Origin of the sequence: Legionella busanensis, from assembly GCF_900461525.1 — a bacterium.
Lineage (GTDB): Bacteria > Pseudomonadota > Gammaproteobacteria > Legionellales > Legionellaceae > Legionella_C > Legionella_C busanensis.
In genome coordinates this window covers 1,616,637-1,631,248 of sequence record NZ_UGOD01000001.1, presented here as the reverse complement: position 1 = coordinate 1,631,248, position 14,612 = coordinate 1,616,637, and the positions used below count along the sequence as shown (strand labels likewise).

Sequence of the window (14,612 nt, the reverse complement as noted above, 5' to 3'; positions counted from 1 at the left end):
TATCCTTTTATTCACTAAAAATACAATTAGTCCAATTTCTCTTTAAAAATAATTTAGCTTCAGGTAAAAACAAAGTTTTCTTTTCTTGTTCACTGCTAAAGGGATCAAAACCAGAAGCTATACTTAGACAAAAGGTAGTTGATATTCGCGGATTTATTTCAAAAGGTAAAACGATATTATCTGGTGTTAATATACACTGAATATTGTATATACAGCTTGGTCTAAATATCTTATGAAATTGATGTACATAGTTTAAAATTAACTGATTTAATTCAATATGGGCTTGAATAGTTATACCTTTTTTTTGCTTGACTTTAACAGGAACAATTGCTTTCAAGTTACCATTATCATCACCCGCGACCATTACCGTATATTCATCACCACTAATAAATTCTTGTGCAATTAAATGTTTTAGATCCGTTTTATAAAGAACCTTGTAAGCTTCAATCTCACTAATTGATTGGACTAAACATACTCCTCGAGAGCCTCTTCCAGTTCTAGGCTTAACAATTAATGGAAACTTAAGTTCAGATACATCTGCCAAAGGAACTGTTTTTGGAACCGGTAGGCCGTGTTTATTCATAACAATAAAACATTCAAGCTTATCCAACATTAATTGAATAAATTCCATAGACGGTGCAAATATTTTAGACGTAATCATGCCTCTATTTTTAGCAAGCGGAATAAGCTCCTCATCCACTCCAGGCACTAAAATATTTATTTTATTGTTTGTTATTAATTTTTGTACTTCACTAATGAAATTTTTATCATGCGCCATAGGTAAAGATAATTTACGCTCGTTAGAAATCCTATTATCAATTGAGTCTAAAGAAGCATCCGCAAAAAAAAGATCATATTTTTGAGATAAAAATCGCCATAATGCTTCTGTCCCAGCTCCACCACCACCAGTAAATAAAATTTTCTTCATATTTTTACTGTTTCCTGTGTTAGTAAAAAATTACACTTTTCAAATAACCGTCTAGAAGCAATATTTGTAGATTTTACTTGAGCAATCATATTGTCAAATATATTTAATGGCTGAACATATTTTATTGACTGTAATAAAATAGCTTCTCCATAACCTTTACCTGTTAAATCAGGATCGATATATATACTAATATTTGCTTCTCTCTCTACAACATCATATCGTATAGTACCAATTGCTTGTTGATTTAAATCTTCACCGATGAGTAATAAAGTAAGATTATCTTCTAGCTTTTTTTGGCACCATTTTTTATGCTCATCTAATGGAATAAATGTAGTGTCGATAAACTGCGATCTAACTGTTGTATGATTACGCCATTTAAGTACTATTTCTGCATCTTCCATTGTAAATCTGCGTATCTGAATAAATTTATTTTTAAATTCATAAATTGGTAGATTAATAGATCTAACATAACGAACGTACGTTGATTCCATTAAATAATTCCTTTATAAAAGATAAGTTTAGTTCTGGAAACATGTCAGTACTATCTTTTAAAATAGACATAATCATGTTGATATTATTTAATATTTCTGTCATTTGATTAATATTTTCTACATAATAAGCTAAGTTACAATGGTGTAAATCGAGACAAATTTGTTTTTGATTTTCAGCCATGCAAACGATTAGTGATGGTAGATTTATATATAAACGTTCAAGAGCACTGACTCCTCCTGCGTTAATTGATAAATCTGCTTTATGTAATAATTTATAGTAATAAGAAGGCTGTATGTGAAAGCTCAAATTAGCTACATTGCTATACTTCTGTATTAAATTTCGTGCATGGGGATTTGCTTTCCCTAAGACAATATCAACCTGGCATTCTGATAAAGTAGATTTTAAAAAACTATCAATAATTATGTCCGTATAGTTTTTAAGATCAGTGCCACCTAAAAATATTATAATTCTTTGAATTTTAAAAGGTAAACACTGTTGTTTTTTAAGTTCATAAATTTGGGGATTAATTAAGGCGTATCGAGGTCCTAATAATTTTAGACACTCCTTCGGAACTAATTGATTATATCGTTTATCATAATTTATATAAAAATTATGATCGAGTAAGATATCACAATCATGTTGACGATTTGCTAAATCATCTATAACCATTAATTTACTGACTTCAGATTTTATCTTTGTTTCCCATAAAATACTTAAACCATAAACATCGACCACCATAAAATCAGTTGCATTATGTTTGAGATAAGAAAGAGTATCTAAAGTATCTTGTTCCTCACTGACACCAAGCCAGAGTTGATAGTCATCACATGGTAAATGCTGTAAATACAAATTTTTTTGTTTTGCTGTGAAAGGAAGTAAATGATACTCAAATCCATGCTCAGTGATAAAATTATAACAATTCCCAGGTAAATCACGACATAAGAAAGATATATTACAGCCTTCTTTTTTTAATAAGCTAGCCAATACAAGGCAACGTAAAACATGACCTGACCCCATTAATCTAGATGAGTCAACCCTAATTAAAACATTCACATCCCTTTGCCTTATAAAATTATTAAGAAAAATTAGATAATTTAATTTTCATAAGTTGTTAGAAATTAAATTATTTAGTTACTAAATTATAATTGCTCCTTAAATTAAGAAGATTTATATAATTTAAAAATCTCTTCTAAATCATTACTATGTGTTATCGAATTATTATGTAAAAAGATACCTTGGCTACAAAACTCGCGTATATCACTCATGCTATGTGAAACCATAATTATACCTTTAGATTGAGACTTCTGACAAAAAGCAGCCTTACATTTTTTTTTAAATTCAATATCACCAACTGCTAAAGCCTCATCAACTATATAAAAATCAAAATCAAAGGCCATTGACAGACCAAAAGCTAAGCGGGAGCGCATTCCTGAACTATATGTCTGAACTGGTAATTCAAAATAATGACCAATTTCTGCGAATTCCCGAACAAAGAGAATTTTCTCCTTAGTTTCTTCATTGTCTTTCATTAGAAGTCGACAAACGAATTTTACATTCTCTTTACCTGTTAAGGTACCGATAAAACCTCCAGCAACCCCTACAGGCCAAGACAACCTACTCGTAATATTTATTTGTCCACTACTTGGTTTTTCTAATCCGCATAAAATACGTAATAAAGTGGATTTACCAGCGCCATTTCGTCCCATTAAAGCAATTCTTTCGCCCGGCTTTATTTGTAGAGATAAATTACGAAATACCGTATATTTTTTTCCTTGTACTTTATAATATTTACTAATATTAATAGCTTCTATCATCGTTGTTCAATCTCAATCATTATTTTTTGATATAATGCTAGGTATAATCCTATCCCAATTGATAACGTTATTACGGATGACTTAATTAGATAAGCAGATGAAGCATAAGGAATATAAGAAAAAGGTACCCTAAAGCTTTCTCTAGCAAGCTCAATAAATTGAAAAACGGGATTATATAAAATAATTGCTCTAAATGATTTGGGCAACATATCAGCGCTAAAAAAAATCCCACAAAAAATATAGAAAAGACGATTTATCATTCCTAAAATACTTATCATAAAATTAAAAAAGAAACAAAGAATAGCAATGATTATTGAAACACCTAGAAGAAAACCTAAGTAGATAATTGTATTAAAAAGTAAAAATGAAAAATTATAAACTTTGCAACTTGTACCAAACCAACTTAATATTGCCAACATAATTAAAAAAATAAACACCGTAATCATGAATTCGCTAATTAATTTTGCAATAATTGGATCAATAGGCTTAACTTGCCGAAATAAATAAAACCCTTTGTTCCCTTTAATAGCACCTTTACTACTGCTTATAATATTACGAAACAATAAAAAGGGGATTACACCTAGTAGTATAAATAAAGGAGTAGGAAGAACAGTAAGCATACTATTTCCACCTAAAAATATGCGAAGAACCATCCATATAGCAATATGAGCAGTTGGCTCTAAAACCACCCACAAGAGACCAAAAGATCGTTCTGTATTGATGGTTTTAATAAATTTCTTTTGAATATCACGTATAACCAAAGCAAAAACTGAAGCATACATTACTTGCCATGAATAACGCATCGAGTGACTAGTCATAGCTAAGTTCTCAAACAATTTAAAGAACTATAATGCTAATAGCAATGAGCTACTAGCATTATATAAAAATGAACAGCTTAATTTATTGGCAAAAAAGGATATTAGCTTCATCATCATCGTCGTCATGGCCAACAAATGCGATAATACCACCTATGACAGCTGCCACTAATACACCACCTGCTATCCACCCAGGCGACCAAGACCAGCTACGTACGGGGCCAGCAGCAAAAGCAACAGAATTAGTTAGAGCAATGAATAATCCTAATGTGAACTTATTTATTATTTTAGATAAAATTGTTTTCATCCTTTCATCCTTGTTTATGAAAAAATTATAGCTTGATGAAGCAATTGCACGTTTGAATAATAGCAGCACTAAATTCTAATATCAATTAAATTTTGTGTTCGAAAAATATTTTATTTTTTATTGTAAGCATTTGATTTAATAAACTTATTGCAATGACTTTATTTTTCACTTCATGGCAAATACTGCCTCAGTAAATTGGCGACGCAAGTAAAAACCGCGGGGTAAAGTAAGAATTCTACTGCCCTCGCTATTAAAGCCATAACAAAGAGATCGGGCATTTGCAGCTTTAGGACGCACTTGCAAATACTGACCTAGAGATGCATCAATATTTTCTAAACGTCCCGTCCCTATCATGGTTGTTAATTCGAGCCAATCATTTTTTAAAATTGCTTCTTCTTCTGCTGTTGGAGACCATAAATAAGCATGACCAATACGACGTTCTTCAAAAGGAATTTCGCGGGCACCTTCAACTGGAATCCAAAGAATACGTTTCAGTTTTTTATAACATTCTGAACTAAGCCAGTTTTGCTGATGAACTGTTAAAAGCGGAATGGTTGTAATAAAGGTAGACTCAGCAGGTTTACCTAGTCCATTAAAAGGTATTGTTTTTAACTCCACGCCTAGATGTATAAAGTCAGGCAATGCCTTAGTGCCTGCCGTTGCACCTAAAATAATTTCAATTGCAAGTCCCGCCCAACCTTTTCGTTTTGACTGGTCTTTAGGAATAGTAGTTTGAATTAAGTTTGCAAGTTGAGCAAAACTGATGCCTTCAATTTGAAGGCATCGAGCAAGTAATTCTTTTTCATTAATCGGTGGTACTTTTAGTAAGCGCCCGTTCATATTTCTTTTCTTTTGCTTCTTGTTCTTCTAATTCTTTTAATTGCACACTAATAGGTGGTATAGGTGGCTTAATACCTGCCTTTCTAAATTGTTCCATAATAGCAAACAACACATTAGAGCGTACTTCAAAACGTGTATGAGTTTGTACATTAATAAAATAACGTACTTCAAACTCAATTAAAGCTTCATCAATTTTTTTCAAAAAAACTTGCGCTGGCGGTTCGCTAACAATTTCATGAGACGTTGCTAATACATCTAAAATTAATTGTTGTACAACACTAGGATCATCAGCACGACTGACTTTTATAGGGACGACTGTTCTAATAATACTATCTTGATGAGTCCAGTTAGTAAAAGGTTTATTAAATGTTTCTGCATTAGGAATTAACACTTCCATATTATCCCAAGAAGAAACGCGCATTGAACGTATACCAATATGTGACACTCGTCCTTCGTAATTTCCCAAGGTAATTAAATCACCTTCCCTTACAGGGCGTTCAATAAGCAACATAATACCGCCGACAATATTGCTCGCAAAATCACGCAGTCCAAAGCCCATACCTACAGCAAGCCCACCGATAACCATGGACATGCCGCTAAAATCAAAACCTAAAACTCGTAGCGTAATAATACTACCTATTAAAATAACCGCATATTGAGTAAAGACAGCTAAGCTATTGCGAATACCTGCATCACGAGTATTACGATATAACCAGCGATAGCAAAATTCCCGCGTCCATTTAGCGGCCCAATAAAAAACAGCAAGCACAATAAAGAATTCAACTAGACTTACTGAAGTAATATGAATACCAGAGATATTAACTAACGGATATTCACTAATACGCTGTAATTTTGCCAGCATCATAGAATCAGATAGCCAACCAAACAATTGACAAAAAACAATAAGCGAACAAATTAAAAGAAGTACTCTTAAAACTTTATCAACAGGTTTCAGAATAACTTCTATCCATAACCAGCCGTTTGTTGAATGAGAAATCATCCACTCTGATATAAGTTCCAACGCATCAAATAACAAACCACGAATTACAATATAACCAGTAATAATAAAAAGCACTTGAACTTGATACCTACTCATAGTCCAAGCTAAATTAATATAGCCAATTAAACCTATAATGGCGGTAACGAGTAATGTTAGTGGCGTTAATACCATTAATATCATAACAGCATTGCGTACATAACGTTTTTTAGTTTTTAAAACAGGATAAAGCAAATGGGATATTACTTCTTTACTTTTTAAAACTAAAAGAGAAACAGCAACCAAAAACAACATGAATAGTTGATTAAAAATATCTTGCAAAATTAGAGGTAGAGGCAATTGGTAACTAAATACCATAAAAGCAGTTGTCCAGCCACCCGCCAATAATAACCACTTAACTCGATAATATAATTTGACATCTTTACCAGAAGAATCACTTATACGTTCTAGTAATATTAAACGGGCAACTAACAAGACAGTTCGAAAGGATAACCAGACTAAAATTAGATTAAATAAAAGTTGGTAATTACTAAAAGGAACTTTATTAAGATAGAGCACAACAAATAAAAAACTACTTAAAGCTAAATAAGGCATGTTGCGACTAACTAAGGTTAGAATACCGTCATATAAATGACCCGAAAGTCTAGAGCGCTCTTTATCTTGTGTTAAACGTTTTAATAAGCGATGTAAAAAATAAAATCCTGCTCCTGCAACCAGTAAAGTAATCCAGATAAGTACGGTTGGAACAGTATCTTGCCATAAGTAATTATCACGCGTTTTTAAAGTTAACGATTTTATATAATTATAAAATTGCATGGGTATACGGGATAACTCATGCATAATTGTTGGCCAACTATCAATACTATATTCTGATAAGCTTTGTCTTACTGATAATTGTTTTTTGAGTTCTTGCTGATGATTTTCTAAGTCCTCTTGTAAGGTTTGCTCTTGGATCGTTATATCAGCAATACGCTTATTAATAATTTTAATCAAGGTGGTAAATTGCTGCTTAATAGTTGACTCTGTAAGATGACGCTGCTCAACATCTAACATATTCACCATCTTTTTTAATGCCTGCTCCATATCTGACAGCTGCGAGATAGTATTTTTATAAACATCGGTTACCGTTTGTAAAGTACGAATATCAGGCGTTTTTAACAATTCATAATCTGCTTTGCTTAATTTCCTCTGTAAATTGAGGCTTGCTATTTTGTGCTGAGTAAGATTAATAACTTGGTTGTTTAATAATAACCTTGCTTCAAGCAAATAGGTAACTTTACTATTAGTTTCAGCTTTAATTTTTTGCTGCAGCGCTAAGCTATTTTCATATAGTTTATCAAGGGATTGATTTAATTTATCTTCTTGCGCGTGCAAGTCATTTAAATGCTGCCGCATTTCTGCTTTCGACTTCCAAAGATCAAGCTTTTGTCTTTGTTCTAGTAATAAATCTTGATAACGCGTTGCTAAATTTAAGTTTTCATTAATAAGTTCTATTGTCTTTTTATTTACTTCATTTAATGCATTAATTCTTTCAATTTTAGCTTGCGAATTGATTTGAGGTGAATCAGAGACAGGAAATTGCTGAAGCTGTTTAAGACGGGAACCAAAATCTGCTTGCAGCTTCTTTTGAGTCATTAAAAAACTCTCAAGACTGGTAATTTTAGCTTTATTTAAAGCAATTAATGCTTCATTTTGTTGAATCCGTTTTGTATATTCTTCTTCATTTGTAGGTGGTGTAAATAATTTAGCCTCACTAATAACTAAACTTAAATTTGTTTTTTCTTGCGTTAAATATTCAATGAGTTTGCTGGAATTAGTTGTGGATGATCGTGCGCAAGCAATTGCAGTACTCATTAATAAGATTACTGCAATGCATAACCAATTCCTTAGTACCCTATAACATCCTTTTGGTATTTTATTTGGATATTGATACGTTAGGTGCAAGACGAATTCCCAATTCCGTAAGTTGAGCTTGGCCTATAGGTGTAGGCGCATTAGTTAAAAGACACGAAGCCGATTGTGTTTTCGGAAATGCAATTACATCTCGTATAGAGGAAGAATTGGTTAGCAACATAGCTAACCTATCAACTCCTAAAGCTATACCGCCATGTGGAGGACAACCAAATTGTAATGCATCAAGCAAAAAACCAAATTTATCTTTAGCTTCTTGTTCTGTAATACCTATTAAATCAAAAACAGTTTGTTGTAATTCAGGCTGATGTATCCGAATAGAGCCGCCACCAATTTCATAGCCATTAATGACAATATCATAAGCTTTGGCCAACGTTTTGGTTGGGGCATTCATTAAAGCTTCCTTGTCGAGCTCTCTAGGTGATGTAAAAGGATGATGCATAGGTTGTAAAGATTGTGTGTTTGGATCAATTTCAAACATTGGCCAATCAACTACCCAAAGTAATTGCCAGCCTGCTTGAACTAATCCACAATCATGGCCTACCTTTATCCTCAATGCTCCCATAGACTCATTCACGATCGACGACTTATCAGCACCAAAAAATATAACATCACCCGTTTGCGCATCTAATCTATCTAAAACTGAATTAACTATATCTTCAGATAAAAATTTTAAAATGGGTGACTGTAATCCGGCCATACCCTGTGCTCTATCGTTGACTTTAATATAAGCCAGGCCTTTAGCGCCATAAATTCCTACAAAAGTTGCATAATCATCTAATTCTTTGCGACTTAATTTAATACCATTTGGTAACCTTAGTGCAACAACGCGGCCATCATCACTGTTTGCTGCACTGGCAAACACTTTAAATGCAGAATCTTTTACTAAATCAGCAATATCAATAAGTTCTAATGGAATACGTAAATCTGGTTTATCGCTGCCAAAACGACGCATAGCCTCGGCATAACTCATTTTAGGTAAAGGCATTGGTAAATCAATTTGTAAAATGTCCTTAAATACTTTCCCTAGCATTTCTTCAATGATATGTTGTACTGCCTGCTCATCAATAAATGACATTTCAAGATCAAGCTGAGTAAATTCAGGCTGCCTATCTGCTCTTAAATCTTCATCACGAAAACAGCGTACAATTTGATAGTATTTATCAAATCCTGACATCATCAGTAACTGTTTAAATAACTGAGGCGACTGCGGTAAAGCATAAAAGGACCCTGGGTGAACGCGTGATGGTACTAAATAATCTCTAGCACCTTCAGGAGTAGCCTTTGTTAACATAGGTGTTTCGATATCCAGAAAACCTTGGTTATTTAGATATTCACGAATACACTTAATTAAATTATGTCTTAAAATTAAATTCTTCTGCATATCTGGCCGACGCAAGTCTAAATAACGGTATCGGTAACGTAAATCTTCGCTTATTGATTGATACTCATCAGGTAGAAATGGCGGTATCTGAGATTGATTAAGAATCTCAAGCTCAAAACCTAAAATTTCAATTTGGCCTGTAGCCATCTTAGGATTAATCATGCCTGCAGGGCGAGCTCGTACTTTACCCTTTACATAAATTACGAATTCATGCCGTAATTTTTCGGCTATTTTAAATATTTCTGCTAACTCTGGTTCATAGACAACCTGAACCAATCCAGTACGATCCCGAATATCTAAGAAAATAACACCACCATGATCACGACGATTATGAACCCAACCACAAATACTTACAGATTGGTCTATCATTGTTTCATTAATTTTTGCACAATAATGTGATCGCATGGGGCACCTATTTTAATAAGTATAAGTAACGGGCGCTTTACTATCTGGCGATGGCATAACACCTAAAGAAATAATAAATGTTAATGCCTCATCAATTGTCATAGCTAACTCAATAACGTCGCGTTTTGGCACTAAAATCAGAAAACCTGAAGTGGGATTCGGTGTTGTAGGTATAAATAAACTTACCATTTCATCACCCGTATGAGAAATAATCTCAGCATTAGCCATGCCCGTTTGAAATGCTAAAGACCATATCCCCTTGCGAGGGTATTGAACTAACATGACTTTTCGAAATGCTTGGCTGTTGGTTGCAAAAACCGCCTGAATAATTTGTTTTGAAGTATTATAAATTGTGCGAACTAAAGGAATACGTGCAAGTATAGCTTCCCCCCAGCCCATTATTCGCTGGCCAAGAATATTAGTTGCAACAATACCAGTTATAATTAACAACAATAATGAAAGTACAACGCCTAAACCTGGCACACGCATGCCAATTAGTTGCTCTGGTTGATAAGCACTAGGTAACAGCGCTATTGTTGAATCTAAGATATCAATAATAAATCTTAAAACAACAAAGGTAACTAAAATGGGCAGCCAAATTATTAACCCGGCAAATAAAAAGCTACGAAATGATTTAGATTTCAATCTTTTTCACCTTTTGAACTTGAATCTGTTTTTACTTCAGGTTTTTTGTCACCAGTTGCACTTTTATCTTTGTCTTTATTAGCCTGAACTGGTTGCGTACCTTTATTTTTAAAATCTGTGACATACCAACCATTACCCTTTAATTGAAAGCCAGCAGCTGAAACAAGTCGAACGGCTGTATCCTGAAAACATTGCGGGCATTGTGTTGCAGGTGCATCATGTATTTTTTGTATCAAATCGAATTTGTGATGGCAATTTGAACACTCATACTCATAAATTGGCATCCGAGACTCCCCGTGAAAACCGTTTAATAATAGAAAAATGTAAAATTACAACGCAATCTACCTTTTATAGAATGCGTTTAGCTAACAATTTCAGTGAAATTAGCAAAATACGCGATTTTTAGTAAAAAACAGCAAAAAATTATACTAAATTATAACTAACTCACCGAATATAAACAATGCATTACTTACACTCGGCTTTATGAAAAATCACTACCGGTTCCCTGCGGCGGAATCGGCGGTGAGCATTTTTCATAAAATTGAGTTACAGCAACTCAATTTTTTAAAAAGCCATTTCAAACTAGTAGAAATTAACTATTTAAGATTATTTAATAAGATATGATTAGCAAACTCTATATCCTCACCGCCTGTTAAATTATATGGAACCCTACCAATAAAAGGCATATGCATTTTAGCTTTTAAAGTACTAATATTTTCTTCAAGAAGTAGCATTTCTTTATCTAAACAATTTGCAATCCAACCAAAAGAGGGGATTTCATTCATTTTAAGTACTGCATCCGTTAATAAAGCATGATTGATACAACCTAAACGCATACCCACAACTAGAATAACTGGTATGCCCGTTAATTTTAAAAAATCAAGCCAAGTTTGATGTGTATTTAGCGGAACAAGCAACCCGCCAGCCCCTTCTATAAGCAAATAGTCAAAATGACTATACTCTTTTTGCTGGCAAAATTGAGCAACTTCATTAATATCAAACTCATTATTTGCCATAAGTGCTGCAAGGTGAGGAGAAACAGGAGGCTCAAATAACCAACGATTAATGCAAAGCGAGGAATCATTGTTATAAGCTTGCAATCTTTCTACATCCTGACTTATTAAATGCCCATTTACTTTTTCACATCCACTAGCCACAGGCTTTAAGGCTTGTGCTTTAAAATTTTGATTATAATAAGCTAATAATCTACATACTACATAAGTTTTACCGCAATCAGTATCAGTACCTGTAATAAAAAAATGTTTCATAATAAGAAACTCTCTAGCTCATAAATAAATTCTTCTGGATGGGTAATAAATGGCATGTGTGCAGCTTTCTGAAATAAAATATAATTAAAATAGGGATATAGCTCCTGCATTCGTAATGCTAATTGCCGCGAAACAATAGCATCTAAACGGCCAAACATATAACAAGTCTGTATTTTTAATTTAGTTAAATCAGCACGTAAATCCCAATTAGCAAGAATAAATAACCCATTTGTAAGAGCTTCTTCAGACGAAGAAAACTCACTTAGCTTAAAATTTAGATTTTTTAGTGGAAAATTTTTTAATTGTAAAGCAATAAATTCCATCGTAGTTTTTTTTGGATCACAACTTAGATTAATAAAGAAACGTTCTAACGTTTGCCGTTCTATCCCCGGCCACTCTATGTCTTTAACAAAAAAAGGTGACGATGTAACGTTTACTAAATGAGTTATACGTTGGGGAGCTTCTATTGTAAACTTGGTGGCAAAAAGCCCACCTAAAGACCAGCCTAAAATAGCAAACTGTTGGGGTAAATAATTTAAAAGTTGTGTTTTAAATTCATCCCAATGCATCAAGTTACTCTGTCCAAAACCGGGTAAATCAATAAGATAGCAAGTAAAATTTTTACTAAGTTGGGGCAGTAGCGCATGCCAAATTCTTTGATCAAAACCCCAGCCATGCAATAAAACTAGCGCTTTGCTACCCTGGCCAATTTTGTTAATGTTTAAGATACCCAATTTGATGCAACCTGTTAAATAATTTATCTATATCACTTTGTTCGTGGCGTGAATTTAAAACTATTCGCAGTCCTGTTGTAAGTCGACATACAGTAGGCTGGCGTATTGCTTGACAAATTATGCCTTGCTGTTTTAATTGTAAAGCATAAAAGAGCGCTCGACGCGGGCAACCTAATTGCAATTGCTGAATAGGTGTGTTTGATTGGCGCCATTGCAAAGGAGAATCCTTTACACACAGGTTAAAATAAGCAATCAACTCCGCTAATTTTTTACGTTCATGATCAAGGGACATCAAGATAGGTAGACTCTCTAATACCCCATAACTTAAGGCAGGACTTATTGCTGTTGAATAAATATTAGAGCGTGCACACTGAAACAACGTTTCTATCCATTCACCTTGCCCAACTACAATAGCGCCCTGCCCACCCAAAGACTTACTAAAAGTGATTAAGCGCAAGGGAACTTGGTGTTGATTCAATTGATAATAAGTTACAGCACCTAGCCCACACGGACCTATTACACCAAATGAATGCGCTTCATCAACAATAAAAGGTACTTTTTTTGTTGCGCAAATGTTGGCAATGGTTTTTAAATCTGCTTGTTGGCCACTCATACTAAATATACCTTCTGTCATAAAGACAGAAGTAGCAATTGTATTATCTATTTTTCCTTTTAAATCATCATAATTATTATGTAAAACCCGCTTATAATTTATTGCTGTTAATTTAATACCATCATAAACAGACGCATGAACTGCTTTATCAATTAATAAGTGACATTTTATACGGGCAAGTAACCGAACGATACCCAAATTAGCAGCATACCCCGAGCTAAATAACAAACCACCATCCGCTTTTAAATGACGGGCAAATGTATTTTCAAGTTCACGATGTATTTTGTGGTAACCGCAAACAGACATAGCAGCTCCGCTACCGACAGGATATAAGTTAACTCCTTTTTTATAAGCTTGTTTAATATCTCTATTATCTCTTAGTGATAAGTAATCATTAGAGCTAAAATTAAGTATATCTTTTTTTAAGGTGTCTAAAACAAGTCGCTTTCTATATAAACCTTGCTGTTGTAAAAGAAGTTTATGTTGCTTTAATAATTGAGTAATCATGCTAACTGTGCTTGTAGTCCCAATTTATTAAACAATTGTTGATCTTTATCAAGCTCTGGATTTTCCTGAGTTAATAATTTTTCACCCGCCCAAACTGAGTTTGCGCCTACAAAATAACAAAGTGCCTGCTGCTCATCACTCATTTTGGCTCGACCAGCGCTAAGCCTTATCATACTTTTAGGCATAAGTAGACGTGCAGTTGCAATAGTGCGTATCAGTTCAATACTGTCTATAGGCTTAGTTTTAGCTAAAGGCGTTCCCTCTACAGGAATTAAACTATTAATTGGTACGCTTTCTGGGGGCGAGGGTAAATTAACTAGTGTCATTAAGAACTCAATTCTATCATCCCTTGTTTCACCTAAACCTAATATACCCCCACAACATACCTTCATACCTGACTTACGTACTTCTTCAAGCGTTTGAAGTCTATCGTTAAAGGTTCGCGTTGTTACAATCTTGTCATAATAGGATGGTGACGTATCAATATTATGATTATAAAAATCTAGACCTGCCTCTTTTAATGCTATTGATTGCTCTGTACTGAGCATACCTAGGGTCATACACGTTTCAAGTCCCAGTTCTTTTACTTGTTTAATCGCCTCTACTAATCTAGGCATTGCTTTAGCAGGCGGACTTCGCCAGGCGGCGCCCATACAGAATCGGGTAGCGCCTGAGGCTTTTGCTTGTTTTGCTGTCGCAATAATTTCATCAATTGAAAGTAATTTTTCTTTTTGAATAGGTGTTTTGTAATGGCCGCTTTGAGAACAATAACCACAGTCTTCAGGACAAGCACCTGTTTTAATATTTAATAAAGCAGCAAGCTGAAGCTGATTAGGTTTATGGTGCTCGCGATGACACGTATGCGCTGCATAAATTAAATCGTTAAAAGGTTGTGTGTATATTTTTTCAATTTCTTCCTTTGTCCATTTTATCATTTTTTTATTCACAAAAT

General features: G+C 33.9%; 14 protein-coding genes and 1 pseudogene. All 15 read right to left on the bottom strand.

The features are described from left to right. Positions 1-7: 7 nt before the first annotated feature. The 15 genes and pseudogenes from DYH30_RS07330 to bioB all read right to left on the bottom strand — a co-directional run bounded on the left by DYH30_RS07330 (position 8) and on the right by bioB (position 14,595). Positions 8-928 (bottom strand): ATP-grasp domain-containing protein, encoded by a 921-nt coding sequence (locus DYH30_RS07330; RefSeq protein ID WP_115331027.1) that lies wholly within the window; start codon positions 926-928, stop codon positions 8-10. Beyond that, on the bottom strand, positions 925-1,419 hold the full coding sequence (locus DYH30_RS07325) for a GNAT family N-acetyltransferase (protein WP_115331026.1): 495 nt from the start codon (positions 1,417-1,419) through the stop codon (positions 925-927). Before DYH30_RS07325 ends, DYH30_RS07330 begins: the two co-directional genes overlap by 4 nt. After that, positions 1,391-2,473 carry a UDP-2,4-diacetamido-2,4,6-trideoxy-beta-L-altropyranose hydrolase gene (pseG, locus tag DYH30_RS07320; RefSeq protein WP_115331025.1) on the bottom strand — a complete coding sequence of 361 codons (1,083 nt, stop codon included), beginning with the start codon at positions 2,471-2,473 and terminating at the stop codon, positions 1,391-1,393. The genes DYH30_RS07325 and pseG overlap by 29 nt, the downstream gene beginning before the upstream one ends. Before the next feature lie 104 nt (positions 2,474-2,577). Next, positions 2,578-3,162, bottom strand: a pseudogene (locus DYH30_RS07315) (ABC transporter ATP-binding protein); the annotation flags it as partial. Between the two features lie 68 nt (positions 3,163-3,230). Beyond that, the gene (locus DYH30_RS07310) at positions 3,231-4,052 is read right to left on the bottom strand and encodes an ABC transporter permease (protein WP_115331023.1); all 822 of its coding nucleotides are present in this window, start codon (positions 4,050-4,052) and stop codon (positions 3,231-3,233) included. Positions 4,053-4,134: 82 nt separating this feature from the next. Beyond that, positions 4,135-4,356, bottom strand: coding sequence for a hypothetical protein (locus DYH30_RS07305; RefSeq protein ID WP_115331022.1), 222 nt, complete (start codon positions 4,354-4,356; stop codon positions 4,135-4,137). 165 nt (positions 4,357-4,521) lie between these two features. Continuing rightward, positions 4,522-5,196: a DNA mismatch repair endonuclease MutH gene (gene mutH, locus DYH30_RS07300; RefSeq protein WP_115331021.1), complete on the bottom strand. Its 675-nt coding sequence runs from the start codon at positions 5,194-5,196 to the stop codon at positions 4,522-4,524. Then, positions 5,162-8,047 carry a mechanosensitive ion channel domain-containing protein gene (locus DYH30_RS07295; protein ID WP_115331020.1) on the bottom strand — a complete coding sequence of 962 codons (2,886 nt, stop codon included), beginning with the start codon at positions 8,045-8,047 and terminating at the stop codon, positions 5,162-5,164. The genes mutH and DYH30_RS07295 overlap by 35 nt, the downstream gene beginning before the upstream one ends. Positions 8,048-8,108: 61 nt before the next feature. Continuing rightward, positions 8,109-9,893, bottom strand: coding sequence for an aspartate--tRNA ligase (gene aspS, locus DYH30_RS07290; RefSeq protein WP_115331019.1), 1,785 nt, complete (start codon positions 9,891-9,893; stop codon positions 8,109-8,111). 12 nt (positions 9,894-9,905) lie between these two features. Next, a complete protein-coding gene (locus tag DYH30_RS07285) occupies positions 9,906-10,538 on the bottom strand; it encodes a DUF502 domain-containing protein (RefSeq protein WP_115331018.1) in 633 nt (210 codons plus the stop codon). After that, positions 10,535-10,822, bottom strand: coding sequence for an FmdB family zinc ribbon protein (locus tag DYH30_RS07280; protein WP_115331017.1), 288 nt, complete (start codon positions 10,820-10,822; stop codon positions 10,535-10,537). The genes DYH30_RS07285 and DYH30_RS07280 overlap by 4 nt, the downstream gene beginning before the upstream one ends. A 312-nt stretch (positions 10,823-11,134) precedes the next feature. After that, positions 11,135-11,806 carry a dethiobiotin synthase gene (gene bioD, locus DYH30_RS07275; RefSeq protein ID WP_115331016.1) on the bottom strand — a complete coding sequence of 224 codons (672 nt, stop codon included), beginning with the start codon at positions 11,804-11,806 and terminating at the stop codon, positions 11,135-11,137. Further along, entirely contained in the window at positions 11,803-12,540 is a 738-nt protein-coding gene (locus DYH30_RS07270; RefSeq protein ID WP_242604649.1) for an alpha/beta fold hydrolase, read from the bottom strand. Before DYH30_RS07270 ends, bioD begins: the two co-directional genes overlap by 4 nt. Continuing rightward, the gene (locus tag DYH30_RS07265) at positions 12,521-13,660 is read right to left on the bottom strand and encodes an aminotransferase class I/II-fold pyridoxal phosphate-dependent enzyme (protein WP_115331015.1); all 1,140 of its coding nucleotides are present in this window, start codon (positions 13,658-13,660) and stop codon (positions 12,521-12,523) included. The genes DYH30_RS07270 and DYH30_RS07265 overlap by 20 nt, the downstream gene beginning before the upstream one ends. Further along, positions 13,657-14,595, bottom strand: a complete 939-nt coding sequence (bioB, locus tag DYH30_RS07260; protein WP_115331014.1) for a biotin synthase BioB — start codon at positions 14,593-14,595, stop codon at positions 13,657-13,659. The genes DYH30_RS07265 and bioB overlap by 4 nt, the downstream gene beginning before the upstream one ends. Positions 14,596-14,612: the final 17 nt, after the last annotated feature.